The organism is Patulibacter sp. SYSU D01012 (assembly GCF_017916475.1).
GTDB lineage: Bacteria > Actinomycetota > Thermoleophilia > Solirubrobacterales > Solirubrobacteraceae > Patulibacter.
The window spans coordinates 1,020,912-1,043,540 of record NZ_JAFMTB010000001.1; the positions used below are offsets into that span (position 1 = coordinate 1,020,912).

Annotated in this window: 21 protein-coding genes; 8 read left to right on the forward strand and 13 right to left on the reverse strand. The window is 77.4% G+C overall.

Annotation, left to right across the window (positions count from 1 at the left end; genetic code table 11):
- Position 1 precedes the first annotated feature (1 nt).
- Positions 2-1,237, reverse strand: a complete 1,236-nt coding sequence (locus J3P29_RS04525; RefSeq protein ID WP_210492996.1) for a cobalt-precorrin-5B (C(1))-methyltransferase — start codon at positions 1,235-1,237, stop codon at positions 2-4.
- A 165-nt stretch (positions 1,238-1,402) separates the two neighbouring features.
- Between J3P29_RS04525 and J3P29_RS19670 the strand changes: the two genes are divergently transcribed.
- On the forward strand, positions 1,403-2,470 hold the full coding sequence (locus J3P29_RS19670) for a sensor domain-containing diguanylate cyclase (protein WP_246851422.1): 1,068 nt from the start codon (positions 1,403-1,405) through the stop codon (positions 2,468-2,470).
- Between the two features lie 7 nt (positions 2,471-2,477).
- Here the strand turns inward: J3P29_RS19670 and J3P29_RS04535 are convergent, their stop codons facing one another.
- The 4 genes from J3P29_RS04535 to J3P29_RS04550 all read right to left on the reverse strand — a co-directional run bounded on the left by J3P29_RS04535 (position 2,478) and on the right by J3P29_RS04550 (position 7,809).
- Positions 2,478-3,971 (reverse strand): carboxylesterase family protein, encoded by a 1,494-nt coding sequence (locus J3P29_RS04535; protein ID WP_210491841.1) that lies wholly within the window; start codon positions 3,969-3,971, stop codon positions 2,478-2,480.
- A gap of 99 nt (positions 3,972-4,070) precedes the next feature.
- Positions 4,071-4,976 carry a precorrin-4 C(11)-methyltransferase gene (gene cobM, locus J3P29_RS04540; protein ID WP_210491842.1) on the reverse strand — a complete coding sequence of 302 codons (906 nt, stop codon included), beginning with the start codon at positions 4,974-4,976 and terminating at the stop codon, positions 4,071-4,073.
- Positions 4,973-5,581 (reverse strand): hypothetical protein, encoded by a 609-nt coding sequence (locus tag J3P29_RS04545; RefSeq protein ID WP_210491843.1) that lies wholly within the window; start codon positions 5,579-5,581, stop codon positions 4,973-4,975. Before J3P29_RS04545 ends, cobM begins: the two co-directional genes overlap by 4 nt.
- Positions 5,578-7,809 carry a VWA domain-containing protein gene (locus J3P29_RS04550; protein ID WP_210491844.1) on the reverse strand — a complete coding sequence of 744 codons (2,232 nt, stop codon included), beginning with the start codon at positions 7,807-7,809 and terminating at the stop codon, positions 5,578-5,580. Before J3P29_RS04550 ends, J3P29_RS04545 begins: the two co-directional genes overlap by 4 nt.
- A 138-nt stretch (positions 7,810-7,947) precedes the next feature.
- On the opposite strand from J3P29_RS04550, the gene J3P29_RS04555 reads away from it, so the two are divergent.
- From J3P29_RS04555 to J3P29_RS04565, 3 genes are read left to right on the forward strand one after another with little or no spacing between them, the layout of a single operon-like run.
- Positions 7,948-8,994 (forward strand): ATP-binding cassette domain-containing protein, encoded by a 1,047-nt coding sequence (locus J3P29_RS04555; RefSeq protein ID WP_349239764.1) that lies wholly within the window; start codon positions 7,948-7,950, stop codon positions 8,992-8,994.
- Positions 8,991-9,668, forward strand: coding sequence for a methionine ABC transporter permease (locus J3P29_RS04560; protein WP_210491846.1), 678 nt, complete (start codon positions 8,991-8,993; stop codon positions 9,666-9,668). The genes J3P29_RS04555 and J3P29_RS04560 overlap by 4 nt, the downstream gene beginning before the upstream one ends.
- Before the next feature lie 21 nt (positions 9,669-9,689).
- Entirely contained in the window at positions 9,690-10,538 is an 849-nt protein-coding gene (locus J3P29_RS04565; protein ID WP_210491847.1) for a MetQ/NlpA family ABC transporter substrate-binding protein, read from the forward strand.
- 164 nt (positions 10,539-10,702) lie between these two features.
- Here the strand turns inward: J3P29_RS04565 and J3P29_RS04570 are convergent, their stop codons facing one another.
- On the reverse strand, positions 10,703-12,115 hold the full coding sequence (locus J3P29_RS04570) for a sugar porter family MFS transporter (protein ID WP_210491848.1): 1,413 nt from the start codon (positions 12,113-12,115) through the stop codon (positions 10,703-10,705).
- A 131-nt stretch (positions 12,116-12,246) separates the two neighbouring features.
- Here J3P29_RS04570 and J3P29_RS04575 point away from each other — a divergent pair, with 131 nt between their 5' ends.
- Entirely contained in the window at positions 12,247-13,188 is a 942-nt protein-coding gene (locus J3P29_RS04575; RefSeq protein WP_210491849.1) for an SDR family oxidoreductase, read from the forward strand.
- A 37-nt stretch (positions 13,189-13,225) separates the two neighbouring features.
- Entirely contained in the window at positions 13,226-13,759 is a 534-nt protein-coding gene (locus J3P29_RS04580; RefSeq protein WP_210491850.1) for a hypothetical protein, read from the forward strand.
- Here the strand turns inward: J3P29_RS04580 and J3P29_RS04585 are convergent.
- The 3 genes from J3P29_RS04585 to J3P29_RS04595 form a co-directional block, all read right to left on the reverse strand.
- Entirely contained in the window at positions 13,756-14,121 is a 366-nt protein-coding gene (locus J3P29_RS04585; protein WP_210491851.1) for a Na-translocating system protein MpsC family protein, read from the reverse strand. The genes J3P29_RS04580 and J3P29_RS04585 overlap by 4 nt on opposite strands.
- Before the next feature lie 203 nt (positions 14,122-14,324).
- Entirely contained in the window at positions 14,325-15,077 is a 753-nt protein-coding gene (locus J3P29_RS04590) for an HAD hydrolase family protein (RefSeq protein ID WP_210491852.1), read from the reverse strand.
- Complete coding sequence (locus J3P29_RS04595; RefSeq protein ID WP_210491853.1) at positions 15,074-16,150, reverse strand: glucosyl-3-phosphoglycerate synthase; 1,077 nt, start codon at positions 16,148-16,150, stop codon at positions 15,074-15,076. The genes J3P29_RS04590 and J3P29_RS04595 overlap by 4 nt, the downstream gene beginning before the upstream one ends.
- Positions 16,151-16,471: 321 nt before the next feature.
- On the opposite strand from J3P29_RS04595, the gene J3P29_RS04600 reads away from it, so the two are divergent.
- Both J3P29_RS04600 and J3P29_RS20650 read left to right on the forward strand, forming a co-directional pair.
- The gene (locus J3P29_RS04600) at positions 16,472-17,260 is read left to right on the forward strand and encodes a SigB/SigF/SigG family RNA polymerase sigma factor (protein WP_210491854.1); all 789 of its coding nucleotides are present in this window, start codon (positions 16,472-16,474) and stop codon (positions 17,258-17,260) included.
- Positions 17,257-18,192: a glycosyltransferase gene (locus tag J3P29_RS20650; RefSeq protein ID WP_210491855.1), complete on the forward strand. Its 936-nt coding sequence runs from the start codon at positions 17,257-17,259 to the stop codon at positions 18,190-18,192. The genes J3P29_RS04600 and J3P29_RS20650 overlap by 4 nt, the downstream gene beginning before the upstream one ends.
- 545 nt (positions 18,193-18,737) lie before the next feature.
- Here the strand turns inward: J3P29_RS20650 and J3P29_RS04610 are convergent.
- The 4 genes from J3P29_RS04610 to J3P29_RS04625 are packed head-to-tail and all read right to left on the reverse strand — an operon-like array spanning position 18,738 to position 22,573.
- A complete protein-coding gene (locus J3P29_RS04610; protein WP_210491856.1) occupies positions 18,738-19,895 on the reverse strand; it encodes a glycosyltransferase family 9 protein in 1,158 nt (385 codons plus the stop codon).
- Entirely contained in the window at positions 19,883-20,563 is a 681-nt protein-coding gene (locus J3P29_RS04615; RefSeq protein ID WP_210491857.1) for an SDR family oxidoreductase, read from the reverse strand. The genes J3P29_RS04610 and J3P29_RS04615 overlap by 13 nt, the downstream gene beginning before the upstream one ends.
- Positions 20,564-20,567: 4 nt before the next feature.
- On the reverse strand, positions 20,568-21,962 hold the full coding sequence (gene rfaE2, locus J3P29_RS04620) for a D-glycero-beta-D-manno-heptose 1-phosphate adenylyltransferase (RefSeq protein WP_210491858.1): 1,395 nt from the start codon (positions 21,960-21,962) through the stop codon (positions 20,568-20,570).
- The gene (locus J3P29_RS04625) at positions 21,959-22,573 is read right to left on the reverse strand and encodes an SIS domain-containing protein (protein WP_282599997.1); all 615 of its coding nucleotides are present in this window, start codon (positions 22,571-22,573) and stop codon (positions 21,959-21,961) included. The genes rfaE2 and J3P29_RS04625 overlap by 4 nt, the downstream gene beginning before the upstream one ends.
- Between the last annotated feature and the right edge of the window lie 56 nt (positions 22,574-22,629).

Below are 22,629 nucleotides of genomic sequence, written 5' to 3' on the forward strand. Positions count from 1 at the left end.
GTCAGGCGGCCGGCGGCGGGGCCAGCGGCCGCGCCGCCAGCTCGCGCGCCGCGGGGGAGCGCCCGACGACGCGCTCCCCGCCGAAGTCCGTCAGCACCACGCGCACGGGCAGAGCGCCGCGCACGTAGTCGGCCATCGTCCGCTCCGCGCGGGCGCAGACCAGGTCGGCGGCGGGGGTCAGCACGCCGGCGGCCTCCCACAGCTCGAAGGCGTGGCGGGCGGTCCGCACCGTCCCGACCTCGCCGGCCAGCGCCTCGTCGCCGCCGGCCTCGCGGGTGATCGTCGCCAGCAGCGCCGGGTCGATCCGCGAGCGCGCGGAGTGCGTCATCAGCTCGCCGCCGGCGACCTTGGCCAGCTTGCCGGCCATGCCGACGAGCAGCACCTCGTCCAGGCCGAGCGTGCGGGCGCGCTTGAGGCTGTAGCCGATGAAGTCGCCGACCTCGATGAAGCAGACGGGGTCCAGCGCGGGCAGCAGCCGTCGCGCGAACCGCTCGCTGCGGCCGCCGGTGGTCAGCACGACGGTGCCCATGCCCTGCGCGTGCATCACGTCGATGGCCTGGCCGACGGAGGCGCGCCAGGCGGCGCTCGAGAACGGGCGGACGATGCCGCTCGTGCCGAGGATCGAGATGCCGCCGACGATCCCCAGACGCGGGTTGGACGTCTTCTGCGCCATCGCGTCGCCGCCGGGCACGCTGATCTCGACCTCGACGGCCTCGCGCTCCAGGTCGAGCACGTCGCCGACCGCGGCCGCGATCTGCTTGCGGGGCCCGGCGTTGACGGCGGGGCCGCCGACCTCGAGCCCCAGCCCGGGGCGGGTGACCGTGCCGACCCCGGCGCCGGCGCGGAAGACGACGCCGGGCTCGCGGCCCGCGGCGGCCGCGTCGCGGTGGCGGGTCAGCGTGACGGTGACGTGCGCGCCGTGCGTCACGTCCGGGTCGTCGCCGGCGTCCTTCACGACGACGGCACGGGCCACGTCGTCGCCCAGCCGCTCCGCGGCGTGCACCGGCAGCGCGGCGCGGCCGTCGCCGCGGACGAGCGCCACGTCCACCCGCTCGGGGGCGCGTCCGTCGACGAGCAGCAGCGCGCACGCCTTCGCCGCGACGGACGAGCAGGTGCCCGTGGTCCAGCCCTTGCGCAGGCCGTCGGCGGACCGGCGCGCGCTCAGCCGCGGGCCCGCCGGGGCGGACTCCAGGGGCGCGTCGGGCGGCGCGGGGCCGTCGGGGCGGGGCGCGGACATCGCTCGCCCAGACGGTACTCCGTCGCCGGCGGGCGCCCGCCGCCGGCGTGCGCCGCCGCACACGCTGGACGGACCGCCGAGGCCACCGCGCCGGCGGTCCGCCGTTCGTCGATCCGGCAGCGGGTCTCCGGCGCTCCGGCCGACGATCCGGGACGTGAGGTCCGTATGAGCACGCAGGGACGGGAGATGGGGGAGGCCGCGCGGCTGGCGGCCGTCCACCGCTACGGCGTGCTCGACACCCCGGCCGACGGGGCGTTCGACCGGATCACCCGCATGGCGGCCCGGATCTTCGGGGTGCCCGTCGCCGTCGTCTCGATCGTCGACGAGGACCGGATCTGGTTCAAGTCGGTGCACGGCCTGCACCTGCACGAGGCGCGCCGCGACCCGGGGCTGTGCGCCTCGGCCATCCTGCAGGACGAGCCGTACGTCGTCGAGGACACGCGCAACGACCCCCGCACCGTCGGCAACCCGTACGTGGGCCCGGACGGGTTCGGCTTCTACGCCGGCGCACCGCTGCGCGCGGCGTCGGGCGAGCGGGTCGGGACGCTGGCGATCATGGACTGCGAGCCGCGCCGCCTGGATCGCCACGAGACCGAGACGCTCGAGGACCTGGCGGCGCTCGTCGTGCGCGAGCTCGAGCTGCGCGTCTCGAGCCGGCGGGTCGTCGCGGCCGTCCACGAGCAGCTGACCGCGCTGGAGGAGCTGGCGGTCACCGATCCGCTCACGAAGCTCGCCAACCGGCGCGCGTTCGAGCAGCGGCTGCAGGAGGAGCTCGACGCCGCCCGCGGCACCTCGACGGCCGTGAGCGTCGTCATCGCCGACCTGGACCGCTTCAAGGGCTTCAACGACCGCTACGGCCACGCGGTCGGCGACCGGGCGCTGCAGGTCGCCGCCGAGGCGCTGCGCAGCGAGGCCGCCGACTGCGATCTCGTCGCCCGCTTCGGGGGCGAGGAGTTCGTCGTCGTGCTCGAGGGCTGCGACGCCGAGGCGGCGCGGGCGTGGGCCACGCGCGCGATGGACCGCCTGCGGGCCGCACGCGTGGAGGGCGCCGACCACGGGGTGACGGCGTCGTTCGGCGTGGCGAGCTGCGTCGCGTGCGAGGGGCCGAGCGAGCTGCTCGCTCGCGCCGACGCCGCCCTGTACCGCGCCAAGCGCGGCGGCCGCGACCGCGTCGAGGTCGCGCCCGACGAGGGCGCCCCGCCCGCCGCGGTCGCGCCGGGCCTGGCGGCCTGAGCGGCCCTCAGCGCAGCCCGTCCCACGCGGCGCGGCGCGCCCCGCGGGGATCGTCCTCGACGACGCCCGCCCCGGCGTCGCCGCCGAACACGCGCACCGCGCGCGCGTCGGGGACGTACGCCGGCCAGCCCGGATCCCCGTCGCGCACGAACGCCACCCAGGCGGCGTGCATCTCGTCCGCGAGCGGCTGCGGGGCGTCCGGGCCGATCATGCCCCAGCCGCTCTCGTCGGCCAGGCGGTCGAACGCGAAGGCGATCTCGACGGCGTGCGCCGCGCCGAGCTGGCCGTCCAGCACGGGCGAGCGCCAGCGGAACTCGTAGACCCAGGCGCCGGCGCCGGCGGCCGCCGGCGCCTCGGCCGCGCGCAGGGCGGGGACGCGGAAGAACCAGTCGGTGATGAGCTGCTCGAGGCCCTGCCCGGGCGTCGGCTCGTCGGCGTAGCGCGCCGCCAGCTCCGGCCCGGCGCCGTAGACCGCGGCCGCGGGCGCCAGGGCCTCGGCGGTGACGTGCGGCAGGATGCCGAGCGGGACCATCCAGAAGCGGTACTCCTCCTCGTTCGTGCCGATGAGCAGCCGCGCGCCGGCGCCGGCCGCGTCCTGCAGGGCCGCGATCGGGCGACGCGGCACGAGCGCGTCGTCCAGGACCGGCTCGAACGGCATGCCGTCCAGGCCGAGGGCGCCCCACGACGCCCGGTCGGTCGACGAGACCTCGTTCGACAGGTCGAGCTGCGCCTGGACGAAGCGGTCGACGTCGACCGTCGCGAAGCCGGCGGCGGTCGGCTCGACGTCGAGCCGGCGGCCGAGCTCGGCCGCGACCCGGCCGGCGCTCTCCCGCGACTGGACGTGGTGGCCGGCCCCGGACTGGGCGATCACGCCGCGGAACAGCCCGCGCGCCCGCTCGGCGGCGAGCAGGGTGACGGCGCTCATCGCGCCCGCCGACTCGCCGGCGATCGTCACGCGGTCCGGGTCGCCGCCGAACGCGGCGATCTCGCCCTGCACCCACTCCAGCGCGGCGACCTGGTCGAGCAGCCCGCGGTTGTCGGGCGCGTCCGGCAGCAGGCCGAACCCGTCCATGCCCAGGCGGTAGTTGATCGTCACGCAGACGACGCCGTCGCGGGCGAACGCGCGGCCGTCGTACGTGCCGACCGCGCCGGTGCCGGAGCGGAACGCGCCGCCGTGGATCCACACGAGGACCGGCAGCGCCGCGTCGCCGTCCGGCCGCGGCGTCCAGACGTTGAGGTTGAGCACGTCGTCGCCGGGGACGATCGGATCCGACAGCATCGCGTCGAACGGCGGCGCGTAGCGCGGCTTGGTCGGGGTGGGGCCGTACGCCGTGGCGTCGCGGACGCCGTCCCAGGCGGCGACCGGGGCGGGGGCGGCGAACCGCAGCGGGCCGACGGGCGGCGCCGCGTACGGGATCCCGCGGAAGATCGCGACGTCGTCGTCGACGACGCCGCGCACCGCGCCGCGGGAGGTGGTCACGACGGGCAGGCCCTCGGTCATCGCGGGGCACGCTACCGGGGCGCCGGCACCGGGACGGCGCGGGCCGCGGCGGCGCGGAGCCGCGCGACGCGGACGCCCGCGCGCCGCGGGGGCGCCGGCCTACGCGCCGGAGGCGCCGGGCGGCTCGTCGGCCGGCGTTGCGTCGGCCGGCGCCTGCTTGTACCGCTGCGGCGACCCGAGCCGGCGGTAGCGGTGCCCGTAGGTGGGGCGGTAGACGTGCGAGCGCCGCTCCTCCTCGTCCGCCGCCAGGCCCGGGCCCAGGACGATGAGCGCCTGCGTCGTGATCCGGTGCTCCTTCAGCGTCGCCGCGAGCTCGTCCAGGCGGCAGCGCAGCAGCAGCTCGTCGGGCCACGAGACGCGGAAGCCGATCGCCACCGGCGTCTCCGGCGCGTAGCCGCCGCTCAGCAGATCGGCCTGCAGCTCGCGCGGGCGGCGGACGGACAGGTAGAGCGCCATCGTCGTGCCGTGGCCGGCCAGGCCGACGAGGTCCTCGTTCTCGGGCATCGGCACCCGCACCGCGCGGCGGGTGAGGATGAGCGACTGCGCCACCTCGGGCACGGTCAGCTCCTGCCCGAGCGCGGCGGCCAGCGCCGACAGCGAGCCGACGCCGGGGACGATCTCGTACGGCAGCCCCATCCGCCGGCAGGCGTTGATCTGCTCGTGGAGCGTCGCGTAGATCGACGGGTCGCCGGACTGCAGGCGGCAGACGGTCAGCCCCTCGCGGCGGGCACGCGCGAAGAGCTGGATGACGTCCTCGAGCGTGTGGTCGTCGCTCGTGAAGACCTCGGCGTCCGCGCGCGCGTGCTCCATCACCTCGGGCGGGACGAGGCTGCGCGGCCAGACGACGACGTCGGCGGCGGCCAGCGCCTGCGCGCCGCGCAGGGTGATGAGGTCGGCGGCGCCCGGGCCGGCGCCGACGAAGACCACGCGGCCCGTCGGGGCGGCGGCGGGCGTGCCGTCGGACGCCGGCGCGTCGTCGGGGGTCGGGGCGGGGGCGTCGGTCATCGGGCGGCTCCGGCGGCGTCGAGCAGGCGGGCGAGGCGGGTCGCGGTCCAGGGCACGACGACCAGGCTGGCGTGCAGGCCGGGGGCGGCCCAGCCCTCGGGGCGGCCGCCGACGGTCCAGGCGGGCGACGCGCCGGCGGAGACGTCGAGCGCGATCGCGGCGGAGGGCCGGCCGACCCGCCGCTCGCCCGCGGCGTGCAGCGGGCCGTCGGACGCCGCGACGAGCTCGGCCGCGGCCGGCACCCCGCCGCGGCCCGGAGTGGCGGCGGCGGGCAGCACGTCCCACATCGGGTGCTCGCCCAGGCGTGCCGCCAGGAGCGCGACGCCGGCGCCCTCGGCCACGATCGGGCGCCCGGCCCGGTGATGGGCGACCACGGCGTCGCGCAGCGCGGCGTTGGCGGCCAGGGCGGCGGCGTGCGGCACGGGCGCGCCGTCGCCGAGGACGAGCGCCACGGTGCCCGTCGGCAGCGCCGCGTCGGCGACGAGGTCGACGGGGGCCAGCGCCGCGCCGCAGGTCGTGCAGGCCTCGCGCAGCTCGCGCGCCGGCTCGAGCAGCGCGGGCAGGCCCGCCACCGCGACCACGGGGCGACCGGCGGCGGCGCTCACGCGGCCACCGCCGCGGCCGCGCGGCGGGCGCCGCGCGCGGGCTCGCCGGTCAGGACGGAGACGGGCAGCAGGCGCGCGCCCGCGGCGTCGGCGATCCGCGCCGCCAGGCCCAGCCGCACGCGGCCCTGCTCGGAGTCGAAGACGACGACGCCGTCGGCGCGGCGGCCCAGGCCCTCGGCGGCGCGCTCGGCGGCCGCCAGGCCGGCCTTGCCGCCGGATGCGCGGCCGTCCGTCACGACGACGCACAGGGTGCGCCGCGCGGGGTCGCGCCGGCGGTGCGCATCGAGCAGCGTGCCCGCGGCGTCCAGCCCGGCGGCGAGCGGCGTGCCGCCCCCGGTGGCCAGCCGCGCCAGGCGGTCGGCGGCGCGCTCGACGGAGCCGGTCGGCGGGAGCACGACCTGGGCGCCGGTGCCGCGGAACGTCACGAGCGCCACGCGGTCGCGGCGCTGGTAGGCGTCCATGAGCAGACCCAGGGCGGCGTCCTTCACGGCCGACATCCGCCGGCGGGCGCCCATCGACCCCGACGCGTCGACGCAGAAGACGACGAGCGTGCCCTCGCGACCCGCCCGGACGGGCGCGCGGTGGTCGTCGCGCAGCACGCGCAGGCGGTCGCCGGCGGGCGTGCCGGCGGCCGCGCGGCGCAGCGCGGCGGCGCGCAGGGTGGCGGGCAGCGCCAGCTCGTCGTCGCCGCCGCGGTGGGCGCGCACGTCCACGGGCTGCCCGTGGTCGCCGGCCGTGCGCCCGCGGCGGCCGGCGACGCCGCCCGTCCCGCGGGCCAGCTGCAGCAGCGCCCCCACGCCCGTGCCGGCGCCCCCGCCGCCGGGCGCGTCCGTCCGCTCCCGCGCCTGCGCGCCGGGGCGGAACGGCAGCTCGTCCCCGGCCGCGGCCGGCGGCTGCGCGCCGCGCTCCTCGGCGGGCGCGGGCGCCTCGTCGTCGGCGTCGTTCGGGGGCTCCGGCGCGTCGGCGGTCGGCGCGTGGTCCGCGGCGCCCGCGGCGTCGCCGCGCGGGCCGGGGGCGGGCGGCGGACCGGACGGGGGCGGCGGCGGGGCGTCACCGCCGGCCGGCGGCGGACCCTGCGGGGCGCCGCCGGCACCCGGGCCGGGGCCGTCGTCGTCGGGGCCGTCGCCGTCGTCGTCCGGCGCGCCCGCGGGCTCCTCGGGCTCGTCGCCGCGCGCCTCGTCGAGCGCGCGGTCCAGCTCGTCGGGCTCCAGGCCCGGCGGGTCGAGCGGCCCGCGGCGGCGGCGGTGGGGCAGGGTCAGCAGCAGCGCGTCCTGGACGTCCTGCTCCGCGACCTCGTCGCGCCCCTCGAGGGCCGCGATCGCCCGCGCGCAGCGCGCGGCGACCAGGTCGGCGCGCATCCCGTCGACGCCGAGTCGCGCGCACGCGCCGGTGATCAGGCGCAGCATCCGCTCGGGCAGGCGCACGCCGGGCAGACGCTCGGTGGCGGCGGCGATGTCGGCGGCCACGCGGGCCTCCTCGTCGGCCCAGCGGGCCGCGAACGCCGCGGGGTCCGCCTCGAAGGCCAGCCGCCGGCGGACGACCTCGGCGCGCGTGGCCGGGTCCGTCGAGCCCGCGACGGTGACGGACAGCCCGAAGCGGTCGAGCAGCTGCGGCCGCAGGTCCCCCTCCTCGGGGTTCATCGTCCCGACGAGCATGAACCGCGCGGGGTGGCGGACCGAGACCGCGTCGCGCTCGACGACGGCCTCGCCCTGGGCGGCCGCGTCGAGCAGCACGTCGACGAGGTGGTCGCCGAGCAGGTTGACCTCGTCGACGTACAGGATGCCGCGGTGCGCCCGGGCGAGCAGGCCGGGCTGCAGCACGGCGTCGCCGTCGCGCAGCGCGCGCTCCAGGTCGAGGGTGCCGAGCACGCGGTCGACGCTGGCGCCGACGGGCAGCTCGACGAGCGACGCGGGCCGCACGAGCACGCCCGGCACGTCCTCCTCGCCCGCGCGCGCCCGCGCCATGCGGCCGTCGGCGACGAACGCGCGGGCCTCCGGGCTGGGCGAGCGGTCGGCCTCGGCGGGCGCCGCGCCGTACGGGTCGCCGGCGATCACCGCGACGGGCGGCAGCAGCGCCTCGAGGGCGCGCACGGCCGTCGTCTTCGCCGTGCCGCGCTCGCCCCGGACGAGCACGCCGCCCACCTCGGGGGCGACGGCGTTGATCAGGAGCGCGCGTCGCAGATCGTCCTGGCCGACGAGCGCGGTGAAGGGGAAGCGGACCGGAGCCAAGGGCCTGAGGACGCTACCAGCGGTCGCCGGACGGACCCCTGTGCGCGGAATCACGACATCCTGATCCGCTTTACGTCATTATGGGTGGTCCGCGTCGGGCGGGCCCGCGCTCGGCGGGCGCGCGGCGCGTCCCTCACCGTGATCCGCATCGACCGCCTGACGAAGACCTTCCGCCGCGACGGGCGCGACGCGACCGTCCTCGACGACGTCACGCTCCACGTGGACGCGGGGCGGATCGCCGGCGTCGTCGGTCCGAGCGGCGCGGGCAAGAGCACCCTGGCGCGCTGCGTGAACCTGCTGGAGCGTCCCACATCCGGGACGGTGACGGTCGCCGGCCGCGAGCTGACGGCCCTGGGCGAGAGCGACCTGCAGGCCGCCCGCCGCGGCATCGGCACGATCTTCCAGTCCGCGCAGCTGCTCTCCAACCGCACCGCGGCGGGCAACGTCGCCCTGCCGCTCGAGATCGCATGGGTCGGCCGCGCCGAACGCCGTGCGCGGGTGGCCGAGCTGCTGGGGCGCGTCGGCCTGACGGACCACGCCACGGCGTACCCGGCCCAGCTCTCGGGCGGCCAGCGCCAGCGCGTTGGCATCGCCCGCGCCCTCGCGCTGCGCCCGCAGGTGCTGCTGTCGGACGAGGCGACGTCGGGCCTGGACCCCGAGACGACGCACGCGATCCTGGCCCTGCTGCGCGGCCTGCGCGACGACCTGGGCCTGACCATCCTGCTCATCACGCACGAGATGGACGTCGTGCGCGACGTCTGCGACGACGTCGCCCTCCTGCGCGCGGGACGGATCGTCGAGCAGGGCCCGATCGCCGACCTCGTCACGGACCCCGACTCCGCGCTGGGCCGCGGCATCGTGCCGGTGCGCCCCGCGGCGCGGGCCGACGCCGAGACGGCGTGGCGCGTCACGTACGCCGGACCCGACGTCGACGCCGCCTGGCTGTCGGCGCTCGAGCGCGGCACCGGCGGACCCGTCCGGCTGCTGGGCGCGAACGTCGAGGCGATCGACGGCCGCTCCGTCGGGCACGCCACCGTGGCGGTCGCCGACCCGTCCGCCGACGTCGCCGCCGTCGTGGCGCCCCTCGGCCTGCACGCCGTGCGCGTCGACGACCCGGCCGCCGCGGCGCCGCCGCCCGCGATCGCCGACCTGGTCGACGCCCCCGCCCGCGAGGAGGACGCATGAGCATCCTGGCCGCCAGCACCCCCTGGGACGAGATCTGGCCCCTGCTGAAGCCCGCGATCGGCGAGACGCTCTACATGGTCGTCGTCTCGACCGCGATCACCGGCGTGCTCGGCCTGCTGCTCGGCGTCCTGCTGCACGTCACCGGCCGGGACGGCCTGCGCCCGGTCGCCCCGCTCAACGCGGTGCTCAGCCTGGTGGTCGGCATCGGCCGGTCGGTGCCGTTCATCGTCCTGCTCGCGGCGATCATCCCGTTCACCCGCCTGGTCAACGGGTCGTCGCTCGGCACGGGCGCGGTCGTCGTCCCGCTCGTGGTCGCGATGGTGCCCTTCTACGCGCGCGTCGTCGAGGCGGCGCTGCGCGAGGTCCCGCGCGGCCTCGTCGAGATGGCCCGCGCCGCCGGCGCGTCGCGCCTGCAGACCGTCCGCAAGGTCCTGCTGCCCGAGGCCGCGCCCGGCCTCGTCTCGGGCCTGACGATCACGCTCGTGGCGATCGTCGGCTTCTCCGCCATGGGCGGCGCCGTCGGCGGCGGCGGCCTGGGCACCCTCGCGATCGACTACGGCTACAACCGCTACGACGGCAACGTGATGCTCGCCACCGTCGTGCTGCTCGTGGTGATCGTCCAGCTCTTCCAGTTCCTCGGCGACCTGCTGGTCCGCCGCATCTCGCACCGCTAGACCCCACCCCAAGGAGCACCCATGCACGTACGCATCCGCTCGACGCTCGCCGTCCTGGCGGCGCTGATCCTCGGCCTCGGGCTCGCGGCCTGCGGCGGCGACGACTCCGACTCGGGCTCGGGCGCGAAGGCCTCGGCCGACACGCCGCTGAAGGTCGGCGCCAGCCCGGTCCCGCACGCCGAGATCCTCGACTACGTCGCGAAGGAGCTCGCGCCGAAGGCGGGCCTGAAGCTGGACGTCGTCACCTACGACGACTACATCCAGCCGAACGTCGCCCTGCAGGAGGGCAAGCTCGACGCCAACTACTTCCAGACCGTCCCGTACCTGGACGCCCAGAAGCAGGACAACCCGGACTACTCCGACCTGGTCGCGCTGAAGCCGGTCCACCTGGAGCCGCTCGGCATCTACTCGAAGAAGGTCAAGGACCTCGCGGCGGTCCCGAACGGCGCCACGGTGACGCTGTCGAACGACCCGGCCAACGAGGCGCGCGGCCTGAAGCTGCTGCAGCAGGCGAAGCTGATCACGCTGAAGGCGGACGCCCCGGCCAACGCCACCCCGCGCGACGTCGAGTCCAACCCGAAGGACCTGAAGTTCCAGACGATCGCCCCCGCCAACCTGCCGCGCACGCTCGACGACGCCGACCTGTCCGTCATCAACGGCAACTACGCCATCGAGGCCGATCTGGTCCCGGCGAAGGACGCCCTGGCGCTCGAGGACGCGAAGGACAACCCGAACGCCAACCTCGTCGTCGTCAAGAAGGACCGTCAGGACGACCCGCGCGTGCAGAAGCTCGAGCAGCTCCTGCACTCGCCCGAGGTGAAGACGTTCATCGAGAAGAAGTACCAGGGGTCGGTCATCCCCTCCTTCTAGGACGGCCCCGCCGCCCGCCCGCGCCGCGCCGCGCGCGGGCGCCCCGGACGCACGCGCGCCCGCCGGATCCCGGCGGGCGCGCGTCGTTCCGGGGGCACCGGCCGGCGCGGGGCGTCGGGGCGCGGGGCTCGGCGCGCGGGCGGGGCGCCGAGCCGCGGACCGGCCTACATGTCCTCCAGCTCGCGGCCCTTCGTCTCCGTCACGGCCTTCCAGACGAAGACGATCGAGACGAACGCGAACGCCGTGTACAGGCCGTAGGCGAGCGCGAGCGACACGGACGAGAGGGACGGGAACGTCGTCGTGATCGCGAAGTTGGCGATCCACTGCGCCGCCGCCGCGACCGCGAGCGCCGTCGCGCGGATCCGGTTGTTGAACATCTCGCCCAGCAGCACCCAGACCGCCGGCCCCCACGACGTCGCGAAGGAGACGACGAAGAGGTTGGCCGCGATGAGCGCGATCACGCCGCGGGCGCCCTCCAGGCTGGGGTCGCCGTCGACGACCGGGGCCGTGCCGAACACGACGGCGAGCGTGCCGAGCGTGACGAACATGCCGATCGAGCCCCACAGCAGCAGCGGCTTGCGGCCGACGCGGTCCACGAGGGCGATGGCGACGAGCGTCGAGACGATGTTCACCAGCGACGTGATGACGCTCGTGATCATCGAGTCGGACTCGGAGAAGCCGACGCTCTGCCACAGCTGGGAGCTGTAGTAGAAGATCACGTTGATGCCGACGGCCTGCTGGAAGACGGACAGCAGGATGCCGACCCAGACGATCGGCAGCAGGCCGAAGCGCGGGCCGCGCAGGTCGCGGACGCGGACCTGACCCTCGCCCTTCAGCGTGCGGAGGATCTCGCGGATGCGGCTGTCCGGGTCGCCGCCGACGAACCGCCGCAGGACGGAGCGCGCCTCGCGCTCGCGGTCGTGGGCGACGAGGTAGCGGGGCGACTCCGGGATCTGCAGCGCCAGCACGCCGTAGACGAGCGCCGGCACCGCGGCCGCCAGGAACATCCAGCGCCACGCCTCCAGGCCCAGCCACAGGTCCTGGTCGGCGCCGCCCGCCGCCTCGGCGAGGAAGTAGTCCGACAGCAGCGCGACGAAGATGCCGACGACGATCGCGAGCTGCTGCAGCGAGCCGAGGCGGCCGCGCAGCCCGGCCGGCGCGATCTCGGCGATGTACGCCGGCGCGATCACGGACGCGGAGCCGATCGCCGCGCCGCCGACGAGGCGCCACACCGCCAGGTCGACCCACGAGAACGCGAGCATCGAGCCGAGCGAGCTGAGGATGAACACGCCGGCCGTGATGACCATGACGCGGATGCGGCCGTAGCGGTCGGCGATCCGGCCCGCGTACCAGGCGCCGATCGCGGCGCCGAGCAGGGCGATCGCGACGACGAAGCCCTGCACGAACGAGTTCAGGTCGAACTCGTCCCGGATCGCGGCGGTGGCGCCGTTGATGACGGACGAGTCGAAGCCGAAGAGGAAGCCGCCGAGCGCCGCGACGCCCGACGTCAGGATCACCCGGGAGACGTGGAGGTCGTCGCGCTCCTCGTCCGGTGAGGCGGTCGATGGGGTGGACATGGCCGGACGAGTACCCGGCCGGCGACGGACGGAAGCGGACCGCGGGCCGTCCTGGCGCCCGTGGCCCCGTACGCCTACTGGCGAGTAGCCGCGGGTGGCGCCGCTACCTACGGTGGAGTAGGGTGCGCCGCATGGGGAAGAGCGTGGAGGGCAAGGTCGTCCTGATCACCGGCGCGGCGCGCGGGATCGGGGCCGAGACGGCGCGGGTGCTGGCCCGCCGCGGCGCGCGGCTGTCGCTCGTCGGGATGGAGCCCGATCGGCTGCGCGCGCTGGCGGACGAGCTGAACGCGACGGGCCGCGGCGGCCACGTGTGGTTCGAGGCGGACGTGACGGACCAGGAGGCGGTCGACGCGGCGGTCGCCGGCACCGTCGACGCCCTGGGCGGCATCGACGTCGTGATGGCCAACGCGGGGATCGCGAACAACGGAACGGTGCGCATCAACCCCGCCGACGCCCTCGTCCGGACGATCGACGTCAACCTGAACGGCGTCATCCGCACGGTCAGCGCGGCGCTCCCGCACGTGATCGAGCGCCGGGGCTACGTCCTCGTCGTCGCGTCGCTCGCCTCGTTCACGATCCTGCCCGGCATGGCGGCGTACTGCTCCTCGAAGGCCGGCGCGGAGGCGTTCGCGAACGTGCTGCGCCTGGAGGTTGCCCACCTGGGCGTGAAGGTCGGCTCGGCCCACCCGAGCTGGATCGACACGGACCTGGTCCGCGACACCGAGGACGACCTGCCGACGTTCCGGCAGGCGCGCAAGGAGCTGCCTGGCCCGCTCGGCTCGACGACCTCGGTCGAGGCGTGCGCCGTGGCGTTCGCCGACGGCATCGCGCGGCGGAAGCGTCGCGTCTACGTGCCGCGCTCGCTGGCGGTCTTCCAGGCGCTGCGCACCGTCGTGATCAGTCCGCTCGGCGACCTGCCGATCCGCCTGCGCGGCCGCAAGATGGTGCCGCAGATGGAGGACGAGGTGCGGGCGCTCGGGCGCTCGTTCGGCCGCGCCACGGTCGCCCACGGCGGCGACGAGCGCGCGGTGGCCGCGAAGGCCGCCGCGCGGCGGGACCGCACCCCGGCGTGACGCACGCCGGGCCGCCGACCGGCACGCTGTGAGGCAGATGCGCGTTCCGGTCCCCGGCGTCCCGACCCTGCCGCGGCTGCAGCTGCCCCGCGTCGAGGCCGCCCTCGACGCGGTGCTGGCCCTGGAGCGGTCGCTCCGCGCGCTGCCCGAGGAGCTGCGCCTGCTGCGCCTCGAGGTCGCGATCCTGGCCGACGTGCGGCAGGAGGTCCGTGGCATGCGCGAGGACGTCCAGGGCGTCATCGGCGCGGTCGACGCGCTGCGCGAGGAGCTCGGCGAGCTGCCGCCCGACGTCCGCGTGCTGCGCGGCGCGTTCGAGGGCATGGACGCGACGGTGGGCCGGATCGCCGGCGACGTCGACACGCTCGGGGACGCCGTCGCGCGCCTGGACCGGATGGCGGGCCGCGTCGCCCACCCGCTGCGGCGTCGCGACCGGGGCAGCCGCGCCGACCGCGCGGCCGCCGCCGCGGAGCTCGCGGGCGAGCTGGCGGGGGAGCTGGCCCACGCGGAGGACGCGGACCCGTCGTCGCCGGACGCGGACGCGCCCCCGCCCGCGGGCGGCCGCGGGGCCTAGCCCTCGGGCTCGAGCAGGAAGACCTCGGCGGACGCGTCCGCCGCCGGGTCGCAGCCGCTCACGAAGGCCCGCACGGCGCGGCCGGTCGCCTCCTGCACCGCCGCGCGCAGCTCGTCCTCGGCCGCAGCCTGCAGGAACAGGCGCGCGTCCCGCAGACGCTGCGACTCGCCCCGCGCGACGAGCCGACGCTCCGCCGTCGTCTGGGTGTCCTCGAGGACGCAGACGACCGTGTCGGGGCCGGCGAAGTGCGTCCTGATCTTCGTCGGGCCCCGACCGAACTGGGCCTTGTAGATCTGGGCCAGCGCGTTCGAGATCGCCTGCAGCGGGCTCTCGGGGACGGGGTCGGGCGGGACGGAGGTCAAGCGGACGCGACGGGGACGGGGAGCGGCGGGCGCCGCGGCAGGAGCGATCCTCGCCAGGACGCCGCCCGTCCGACCGATGATACGCGAGGCCGAGCGGCCGCCGGCCGGGTCGACGCGATCGGGCGATAGCGCCGCGGGCGGCCGGGTACGGGCGTCCCGGGTGAGCGGCCGGCGTCGCGACCACGGCGCCGGCCGACGCCCGCTCACCCCGCGGCGGTCACGGCGGCGCGCGACGCCGTCAGCGCCCGCACCGCCTCGAGCGCCCCGGTCGCCCCGGGCGCGTCCGTCACCCGCAGGCCGCGCGCGTCCGCGGCCCGCAGGGCCTGCGCGTCGGCGGAGCGCACCACCACGGTGGCCGGCACGGCGTCGGCGCACGCGACGTCGGCGGGCGAGTCGCCGACGACCCCTGCGGCGGCGGCGTCCAGGCCCCGGTGCGCCAGGTGCCGCCGCAGGCCCGCGGTCTTGTCCACCCCGGTCGGCAGCAGGTGGACGACGCGTGCGGCGCGGCCGTCCGCGAGCGGGCGGTGGCTCGGGCCGTTGTCGACCGCCTGCCAGCCGTTCAGGCCGGCGGACGCCAGCGCGGCGGTCAGCGCCTCGGCCGGCGCGGCGCTGCGCAGGACGACGCCCGCCATCCGCGGCGCGTCGGGCTCGTGCTGCTCGGCGGGGAGCGCCGCGAGCGCCCGCACCAGCGCCTCCCGCGGCACCGGGAGCGCGCCGGGGATCGCGGCGTGCGCCTGCCCGTCGACGACGAGCACGGCCCCGAGCTCGCAGATCACGTCCGCGATCCCGAGGGTGCGCCCGATCGCCACGGCCACCCACCGCGACCGACCGGTCAGCAGGACCGGCAGCCAGCCGGCGGCCCGCACGTGCTCGACGGCGCGGAGCGTGTCGGGCACGATCCGGCCGCCGGGGTCCAGCAGGGTGCCGTCCAGGTCGAGGTACGCCGCGCGGGTCACGGGGCGCACCGCACCGCGGCCGGCCGCGCGGCCCGCCCCGGCGCCGACGCCGCCAGGGCCGCGGCCGCCCCGTCCCGCGGCCCCGTGGCGGCCCGGCCGGCGGCGACGGGCGGCCGCTCGTCGACGGGCACCGCGCGCACGGCGCCGTCCTCCCACGGCAGCCGCAGCCCGACGGGGGCCGCGGCGTCCCGGTCGATCCGGCGCTCGACGGCGCACAGCACGGCGTAGGCCATCAGGCCCAGGTCGCGCAGCGGCTGGTGGCGGTTCTGCCGCTCGCCCAGGTCGACCTCGGCCAGGGCGTCCAGGCCGACGCGGTCCAGGGCGTCCATGAGGGTGGAGACCTCGACGCCGTAGCCCACCGGGAAGGGCAGCGCCTCGAGCAGCGTCCGTCGCGCCGCGAACTCGCCGGCCAGCGGCTGACGGAACCCCGACAGCAGCGGCCGGTGCAGGTTGAGCAGCGGCCGCGCCATCAGCTCGGTGACGCGTCCTCCGCCGTGCGGCTCGGTCCGGCCGGACGCCGTGCGGTACGGCCGGTCGAACGCCCCACGCACCATCGCGACCGTCGGGTCGGTGAGCAGCGGGCCGACGATGCCGCGCAGGTGCGCGGGGTCGGGATCGGCGGTGTCCGCGTCCAGGAACGCGACGACGTCGCCGTCCGTCACGTGCAGGGCGCGCCACATCGCGTCGCCCTTCCCACGGCACGGGCCCACGTCGGGGCGCACGGCGCTCTCCTGCACGACCCGGGCGCCGTGCGCGGCGGCGACCCGGGCCGTGCCGTCGTCCGAGGCCGCGTCGACCACGACGACCTCGTCCACGACGCCCGCGGCGACGAGCGGGGCCACGGTCACGTCGAGGATCCGGCCGATCGTGTCCGCGGTGCGCTTGGCGGGGATCACGACGCTGACCCGCGCGGCGTCGGCGACGGACGCCAGGCGCTCGAGCGGGTACGCGCCGTGGTGGTGGCGGCGACGGGCCAGCCAGGTGGCGACCTCGCGGTCCTGGACGGCGTGCGCAGGAGCGGGGACGGTCGCCCGGGGCGCACGCGGAGACGGGGATTCGGGGAAGGCAGGCAACGGACCATTCATACCCCGACCCGCCGCGACGGAAGCGCGCCGCGCGTCCAGAACGGGACGGGGGATTCGCGCCATCCGGCGGGTGCGCGACCTGGCTCCCACGGGGCCGGTGAACCGTGTTACGGTGGGACCGTGCCGGCTGTCGCCGGACCCGATCGGTCCCTCTGCTCCGTGCGGGCAGGCACGCCGAAGCGGTCCTCGCCCCCAGGGCTACGGCAACGGGCATGACCTGCAGCAGACCCGTCGGGTCGTGGAGCTGGTCCCCCTGTTCGGGCTCCTCGTCGTCGCGGTGATCCGCAAGCACGTCACAGGAGTCCCCCCATGAACCGCAACGAGCAGCGCGATCTCGCGCTCCTCCGGCGCTACCACCGGTACGGAGATCTCCGTGCCCGCGACGAGCTCGTGGAGCGCGCGCTCCCGCTCGTTCGCTCCCTGGCCCGACCCTACTCCGGCAAGGGCGAGCCGTTCGACGACCTCGTCCAGGTCGGGTGCGTCGGGCTGATCAAGGCGATCGACCGCTTCGACGCCTCCACCGGTCACCGCTTCGTCTCGTTCGCCGCCCCGAACATCACCGGCGAGATCAAGCGCCACTTCCGCGACCACTCGTGGTCGATCCACGTCCCCCGGTCGATCCAGGAGCTCGACGCCAAGGTCGAGCGCGCCACCGCGCGGATGCAGGCGCGGACGGGACGCGAGCCCACGGTGGCGCAGCTGGCCGCCGAGCTCGAGGAGTCGCCCGAGCGGATCGAGGAGGCCCTGCGCGGCGGCCAGGGCTACCGCGCGATGTCGCTCGACCGGCCGGTCGGCGAGGACGGCGACGCGATGGACCTGACCGGCGCCGTGGATCCCGAGTTCGTGCGCGCGGAGCACCGCCACCTGATCCGCGAGTGCTGCGGGGACCTCGACGCCCGGGACCGTAAGATCGTGCGCATGCGCTTCGTCGAGGATCGCCTGCAGCGCGAGATCGCGGCCGAGGTCGGCGTCTCGCAGATGCAGGTGTCGCGCCTGCTCCGCCGGGCCCTGACCCGGATGCGCGACCGCGCCGAGAACGGCGACGTCGCGGGCATGCCCGCCACGCACGACGCCGACGCGGAGGCCGTCGCCGCGTGAGGATCCTCCTGTGGCACGTGCACGGGTCCTGGACGACGGGGTTCGTGCACGGGGGCCACGACTACGTCGTCCCGGTCCTGCCCGACCGCGGACCGGACGGCGTGGGTCGCGCGCGCACCTACGCCTGGCCGGACGAGGTGCGCGAGCTGCCGCCGGAGGCGCTCGCGGACGAGCCCTTCGACCTCGTGCTGCTGCAGCGCCCGCACGAGCTCGAGCTCGCCACGGAGTGGCTCGGCGGGCGGCGGCCCGGGCGCGACGTTCCCGCCGTGTACGTCGAGCACAACGCGCCCCAGGGGCGGATCGCCGAGCTGGTGCACCCCGCGCGCGACTGGGGCGTCCCGATCGTGCACGTCACGCACTTCAACCGGCTGATGTGGGACTGCGGCACCGCCCCGACCCACGTCATCGAGCACGGCATCGTCGACCCCGGGCACCGGTACACCGGCGAGCTCGCGCGCGTCGCGGCCGTGGCGAACGAGGCGCGGCGCCGCGGGCGGGTCACGGGCACCGACCTGATCCTGGACCTTCGCGAGCGGCTGCCGCTCGACCTGTTCGGCATCGACGCCGAGTCGCTCGGCGGCGTGGGCGACCTGCCGCACGCCGACCTGCACCGCGAGATGGCCCGCCGGCGCGTCTACGTGCACCTCAACCGGTGGACGTCGCTCGGCCTGTCGCTGCTCGAGGCGATGCAGCTGGGGATGCCGGTCGTCGCCCTCTCCACGACCGAGGCGCCCGAGGCGATCCCCGCCGACGTCGCCACGGTCACCAACCGCCCCGACGTGATCGAGGCGACGGTGCGCGAGCTGCTCGCGGACCCCGACCTGGCCCGCGAGCGCGGCGCCCGCGCCCGCGCCCACGCGCTCGAGCGCTTCGGCCTGGACCGCTTCCTGGTGGACTGGGACGCGCTCCTCGCGGACCTCGTCCCGGCCTGAGGCGGGGCGGCGGCGGGGGCGGTGCGGGGCCGGGGCCGGGGCAGGGGCGTCGACCGGGTCGGCGCGTTCCGGCTGAGGCCCGGTATGCGGCCCTGAGGGCGAACGCGGCCCCGCCCGCCGACGCGTTCCGGCTGAGGGCCGGTATGCGGCCCTGAGGGAGAACGCGGCCCCGCCCGCCGGCGCGTTCCGGCTGAGGGCCGGCATGCGGCCCTGAGGGAGAACGCGGCCCCGCCCGCCGGCGCGTTCCGGCTCAGGGCCGGTATCCGGCCCTGAGGGAGAACGCGGCCGCGCCCGCCGGCGCGTTCCGGCTGAGGGCCGGCATGCGGCCCTGAGGGAGAACGCGGCCCCGCCCGCCGGCGCGTTCCGGCTGAGGGCCGGCATACGGCCCCGAGGGAGAACGCGGCCCCGCCCGCCGGCGCGTTCCGGCTCAGGGCCGGCATGCGGCCCTGAGGGAGAACGCGGCCGCGCCCGCCGGCGCGTTCCGGCTGGGGGCCGGTATCCGGCCCCGAGGACGAACGCGCCCCCGCCCGCCATGCGCCGCCCCGTCAGCCGTCGCGCCGTGCCGGACCGGTCGCCCGCACGCGCCGCACGCCGTCGAGCACGGCCTGCGGCGTGATCTCGAGCAGTCCCGGGTCGGGGGCGTCGGCGTGCGGGTCGCCGGTGCGGCCGGCCCACAGGACGAGGTGGCGCGGCGCGTCCGGGTCGCGGCCGATGAGCGGGCCCCACGCCGTCGGCGGCGTCGGGCCGAACAGCAGGACGGACGGGGTGCCCATCGCCGTGGCGAGGTGCGCGACGCCGGTGTCGCCGGCCACGACGCACGCCGCGTCGGCGACGACGGTCGCCAGGCCGAGCACGTCGGTGCGGCCGGCCAGGCAGGCGCCGTCCGGCAGGTCGGCGCGCCGGGCGAGCTCGGCCGCGAGCCCGGCCTCGGCCGGCGAGCCGGTGAGGAGGACCCGCTCGCCGGCCGCGGTCAGTGCCCGCGCGACCGCCGCGAACCGCTCGACGGGCCAGCGCCGCGCCCCGGACGCCGCACCCGGGTGCAGCACGACGGCGCCGCGCGCGGCGTGCTCGCCGCTGCCGGCGCCCTCACCACCCGCGGCGTGCCCGCCACCTCCGCGGCCCCCGTCGCGCGAGCCGCCCCCGCTGCGCGAGCCGCCCCCGTCGCGCGAGCCGCCCCCGCTGCGCGAGCCGCCCCCGCCGCGTCCCTCGGGCCGCGGCAGCAGCAGGTCGTGCGGGTCGCACGGCACGCCGTGGGCGCCGAGCAGCCGGCACCAGCGCTCGACCTCGTGCTCGTCGGGATCCCACGCCGGGCCGTCGGGGAACGGGCCGCAGGCGAACGCCATCAGACGCCTCGGCCGCGTGGCCCGCAGCAGCTCGTGGCTCTGCGGGCCGGCGCCGTGCAGGTTGACCGCGACCTCCGCGCCGTGCAGGCGCGCGGGCAGCGGCGGGACGGGGTCGGGGAGGGTGACGAGGGACGGCACTGCGACCGTCTCGTCGACGGCGCCGGAGAGGGCGGCCAGCGGCGCGAGGGCCGCGGGGGCCGCCAGCTCGATCCGGTGCCCCGGCAGGGCCCGCCGCAGCCCGCGGAGGGCGGGCACGGCGGTGAGGAGGTCCCCCAGCCCCAGCGCGCGCAGGACGACGGCGCGCGGGGCGGGGGAGGCGTCGGGACGCTCGGCGGCAGGCTCGCGGCCTACGGGGGCCACGAGCCCTCCTGCGACGTCGTGACGACGAGCTCGCGGATCTCGCACGTCCCCGGCTGGCGCATCGCGAAGAGCGCGGCCGCGGCCGTGTTGCGCGGGTCGTTGAGCTCCTGCCCGGGGGCGGGCTTGTACTGCTCGGGCCGGTCGTCGAAGAACGCCGTGTGCATCCCGCCCGGGACGAGCAGCGTCACGCGGACCCGGCCGGCCGTCTCGGCGGCGAGCGCGCGGGTCATGCCGACGACGCCGAACTTGCTCGCGCAGTACGCCGTGGCGTCGGGCAGCGCGCGGAAGCCGAGCGTCGACGCGACGGTCACCAGCGTGCCGCCGGAGCGCTCGAGCGACGGCAGCGCGGCGCGGGCGACGGCGGCGGTGCCGAACAGGTTGACCGCCACGACCTTCTCCCACGTCTCGCCGTCGACGTCGGTCAGCTGGCCGCACTTGTCGGTGCCACCGGCGCAGAGGACGCCGAAGAGGTCGCCGTGCCGCTCGACGACCCGGGCCACGGCCGCCTCGGTGGCGCGGCCGTCGGAGAGGTCCACGATCTCGTGGTCGATGCCCCCGGCCGGCGCGTTGACGTCGAGGACGACGGGCGTGCCGCCCTCCTCGCGCACGAGCTCGGCGAAGGCGGCGCCCAGGCCGGACGCCCCTCCGGTGATCAACACGGTGCCCACGTCGTCATGCGACACGGCGTACCTCCTGCAGGATGGATGTGGTGGAACGGCCCGCCTTGAGCGGCACGGTGACGACGCGGCCGCCCCAGCGGGCGAGCACGGGCGTCTCCGGCAGCTCCTCGGGCCGGTAGTCCCCGCCCTTGACGAACAGGTCGGGGCGCAGGCGCTCCAGGAGCGCCACGGGGGTGTCCTCCGCGAACACGGCGACGGCGTCGACGCACGCGAGGGCGCCGAGCACGGCGGCCCGGTCCTCCTCGCGGATGATCGGCCGCTCCGGGCCCTTCAGGCGCCGGACGGAGTCGTCGGAGTTCAGGCACACGACGAGCGCGTCGCCGAGCTCGCGCGCGGCCTGCAGCGACTCGACGTGGCCGGCGTGGAGCAGGTCGAAGCAGCCGCCGGTCGCGACGACGGTGCCGCCGCGGGCGCGGACGCGCTCGACGAGCTCGAGCGCCGCGCTCTCGCGGGTCACGGACGCGGCCGGGCCGGACGGGGCGGCGGGCTGGACGGGCAGGCCGCCGGCCGCACGGGCGCCGCCCGCGTCGACGAACGCCGCGGCGGCCGCGACGGCCGCGCGGACCGCGTCCTCGGGCGCCTTGCCGTCGCCGACGGCCAGCGCCAGGCGCGACGCGAAGCGGTCGCCGGCGCCGCACGGGTCGCCGGTCGCCACGCGCGGCGGGCCGACGACGAGCGGGGCCGCGCCCGGGGCGGTCAGCACCGCGCCGCCCTCGCCGATCGTCACGCACACGTGCGCGGCCTCCCAGCGGCCGGCCAGCTCCTCGCCGGCGCGGCACGCGGCGGGCACGGCCTTCTCGCCCTCGGGGCCGTCGCCGGCGGACGCCCGCGCCTCCTTCAGGTTGGGCGTGACGAGGGTGATCCCGGCGACGGGCTCGCTGCCCTTCGGGTGCGGGTCCCAGACGACCGGCACGCCGGCGGCCAGGCGGGCGGACAGGAACGCCCGGACCCCTTCGGCGGCGGAGACGCCCAGGCCGTAGTCGGCGACGAGCACGGCGTCGTGGTCGCCCACGGCCGCGGAGTCCGCCAGGTCGTGGGGGACGCCGGGCGTGCCGCGGTCCAGGCGCGCGACCGGGCGGCCACCGGCCAGGATGCGCGTCTTCGAGACGGTGTCGCCGTCGCGGCCCAGGTCGTGCACGGCCACGCCCTCGTCGGCGAGCAGGGCGCGCAGGCGGCGGCCGTCCTCGTCGTCGCCGAGCGCGGTGACGAGCGTGACGTCGGCGCCGTCGCGCGCGGCGAGCACGGCCGCCAGGCCGGCGCCGCCCGGGCGGGGGCGGTGCTCCTCGGCCGTGATGACCGGGACGGGCGCGTCGGGCGACAGGCGGTCGGCGCTGCCCTCGATGTCGACGTCGAGCAGGGCGTCGCCGACCACGAGCAGGCGGGTCATCGGGTGGGCTCCTGACGGATCGAGGCGATCCCGCCGAGCGCGCGGCGGGCCAGGTCGGCGACGCCGCGCACCGGCACGCCGTCGTAGGCGACGCCCAGGCCCGCGGCGGAGACCTCGGCCACCCGGGCGTCGACGGCGCGGCACAGGACGTGCACGGCCAGCAGGTGGATCTCCTGGATGGTCGCCGAGCGCGGCGCCGGCACGAGCGCGGCACGGTCGCAGGCGGTCGCCAGCGCGTTCGGTCCCGGGCCGGTCAGCGCCAGCGTCGCCACGCCCAGCTCGCGCGCCGCCGCGGCGGCCGCCACCAGGTTGGTGCTCTCGCCGGACGTGCTGAGCAGCAGGAGCATGTCGCCGGCCCGGCCGTGCGCCCGGACCTGCCGCGCGAACGCCTGGTCGGCGCCGTAGTCGTTCGTGATCGCGGTGAGCGACGACGTCTCGGCGTGGAGGGCGAGCGCGCTGAGCGGTCGCCGCTCCGTCTCGAACCGGCCGACGAGCTCGGCGGTCAGGTGCTGCGCCTCCGCCGCGCTCCCGCCGTTGCCGGCCACGAGCAGGCGCCCGCCGCCCAGGCACAGGTCGGCGATCGCCGTGCCCCACGCCTCGACCTCGTCCAGGACCTCCTGGCTGTCGCGGATCGCGCCGACGAGCGCGTCCGCCGCGTCGCCGGCCC

Bases quoted from the DNA above. Each gene is read 5' to 3' on its own strand.
- J3P29_RS04525 (WP_210492996.1), bottom strand. From the start codon at position 1,237: ATGTCCGCGCCCCGCCCCGACGGCCCCGCGCCGCCCGACGCGCCCCTG.
- J3P29_RS19670 (WP_246851422.1), top strand. From the start codon at position 1,403: ATGAGCACGCAGGGACGGGAGATGGGGGAGGCCGCGCGGCTGGCGGCC.
- J3P29_RS04535 (WP_210491841.1), bottom strand. From the start codon at position 3,971: ATGACCGAGGGCCTGCCCGTCGTGACCACCTCCCGCGGCGCGGTGCGC.
- cobM (WP_210491842.1), bottom strand. From the start codon at position 4,976: ATGACCGACGCCCCCGCCCCGACCCCCGACGACGCGCCGGCGTCCGAC.
- J3P29_RS04560 (WP_210491846.1), top strand. From the start codon at position 8,991: ATGAGCATCCTGGCCGCCAGCACCCCCTGGGACGAGATCTGGCCCCTG.
- J3P29_RS04565 (WP_210491847.1), top strand. From the start codon at position 9,690: ATGCACGTACGCATCCGCTCGACGCTCGCCGTCCTGGCGGCGCTGATC.
- J3P29_RS04570 (WP_210491848.1), bottom strand. From the start codon at position 12,115: ATGTCCACCCCATCGACCGCCTCACCGGACGAGGAGCGCGACGACCTC.
- J3P29_RS04575 (WP_210491849.1), top strand. From the start codon at position 12,247: ATGGGGAAGAGCGTGGAGGGCAAGGTCGTCCTGATCACCGGCGCGGCG.
- J3P29_RS04580 (WP_210491850.1), top strand. From the start codon at position 13,226: ATGCGCGTTCCGGTCCCCGGCGTCCCGACCCTGCCGCGGCTGCAGCTG.
- J3P29_RS04600 (WP_210491854.1), top strand. From the start codon at position 16,472: ATGAACCGCAACGAGCAGCGCGATCTCGCGCTCCTCCGGCGCTACCAC.
- rfaE2 (WP_210491858.1), bottom strand. From the start codon at position 21,962: ATGACCCGCCTGCTCGTGGTCGGCGACGCCCTGCTCGACGTCGACATC.